A 1,641-nucleotide genomic window follows, 5' to 3' on the forward strand; every position below is an offset into this window, starting at 1 on the left:
CACTCATCCGGTGTGACCTTATCTGTACGGACATAAAGCGACCAATTCTGATTGATGAGTTTATCTTCGATGTCTGGATAAAGACTGTAGAGGTTGATGTTAGGGTCTGGGACCTGCCCTTCAAACCTAGTTGTGACGATCTCATTCAAAGGACCAATATAACCCTTAGAGTCTATAACCTTATTGAAGTTTGTTATTCTTGCAGTAGCGCTTATATCAGAGTCCCTTCCAAACTTTGTATCTTTTGGAAGATCCACTACTTCTTCCGTCTCCACATTGAGATAGACTGTTCTGATTACCCAATTTTCTTCATCCGTTAAATCTCTAATTTCTAACCCAAAGTAGTGAGTGTCCTCAACGTAATACGAGCCAATCAGTCTTGTAGGAACGCTTTTCTGATTGTAGCTTCGCACTGCCTGAAAAAGGTCAATCTTTCGTTCAGGCAATCCCTCCTCGTCTAAATTATATAGGACTAAATTCCAATACTCTCCCTCTATCTGAAGATGAGGTGTTTCATGTATCTTCCCTTCTTCCTTCACTATAAAAGTCTTGTACTCATCTGTGATCGCATATGTTTTACTGACAAAGAAACTACCTTTATTTCTAGGCGCAAGGACATATTGGTTCTTATCTCCAAATAGTTGAAAATCTGATTTTTCCCTGGCAGTTCGCATTCTATACTCTAGTTCTTTTGGGGGTTGACTGGGCTTCAAAAGAAGAAAGAAACAAGATCCTGTTACGACTAAGAGGCTTAAAACTCCCAGAATGATTAGTATTTTTTTCCTATATTGTTTCATTGACTTCCTCCTGAGTATTTGTTGTTTGTATCTGATGAACAAAGATTATAAACTCTTAACCCATTATACCATATGCGTGACGCCGTGAGAAGATGAAAAAAACTCACCTGAATCATGTTCAGGTGAGTTCATATAGTTATGGAAAATCTTTGTATTGACTCTCTGCGATTTCAACCATTTTCCTACGATTATGACGTTCCTTAGAATCTTTTCCGCCTTGGATATAACGTTCTCTACGCTCCTCTCGTGACTCAGGAGCTTTCGTATACATATTCTGACCGAGGGACTGAGCCATACTCGCATCTGCGCTTCGAAAGGCTTCACCAACCGCCCCAAGATACTCATCTAAGGAACTAATCGTCTCCACCATTTCCTTAGAGAGTTTCTTAATACCATCTGTCGCAGCTTCTATCTTTTCCGTCGCACTTGAAGAAATGAGGTCCGAAACGTTATGTTCTAACTCGCCACTCATATCTTTAAATGCACCATTCACCCGGCTGAGATTATCAGGATTAATTTTCTTATTACTCATTCAATTTCACTCCGTCATTTCTAACAATCTTCTTATATTTTCCGAAGGACAGGATGTTTCTCCAACCAGGCATTCGCCTCTTGGCTGTTACGAATCTGAACATCGGAGGCTTCCCCATCATCATTACGTCCATAAACGGTTAGAAGGTCTTCTCCCTTAGGGGCAAACCAGTGTAACACGGTATCAAACCACTCATCCGGTGTGACCTTATCTGTACGGACATAAAGCGACCAATTCTGATTGATGAGTTTATCTTCGATGTCTGGATAAAGACTGTAGAGGTTGATGTTAGGGTCTGGGACCTGCCCTTCA

2 protein-coding genes and 1 pseudogene are annotated in these 1,641 nt (G+C 40.8%); all 3 read right to left on the reverse strand.

Features of this window, described 5'->3' with window-relative positions:
• A partial coding sequence (locus B7717_RS00015) for a hypothetical protein (RefSeq protein WP_084943948.1) occupies nt 1-797 on the reverse strand: 797 nt, incomplete at its 3' end.
• A 136-nt stretch (nt 798-933) separates the two neighbouring features.
• Nucleotides 934-1,329: a hypothetical protein gene (locus B7717_RS00020; protein ID WP_084943947.1), complete on the reverse strand. Its 396-nt coding sequence runs from the start codon at nt 1,327-1,329 to the stop codon at nt 934-936.
• Between the two features lie 32 nt (nt 1,330-1,361).
• Nucleotides 1,362-1,641: pseudogene (locus B7717_RS00025) on the reverse strand (hypothetical protein); the annotation flags it as partial.

The sequence above is a fragment of the Streptococcus oralis subsp. oralis genome (assembly GCF_002096495.1).
GTDB classification, from domain to species: domain Bacteria; phylum Bacillota; class Bacilli; order Lactobacillales; family Streptococcaceae; genus Streptococcus; species Streptococcus oralis_CU.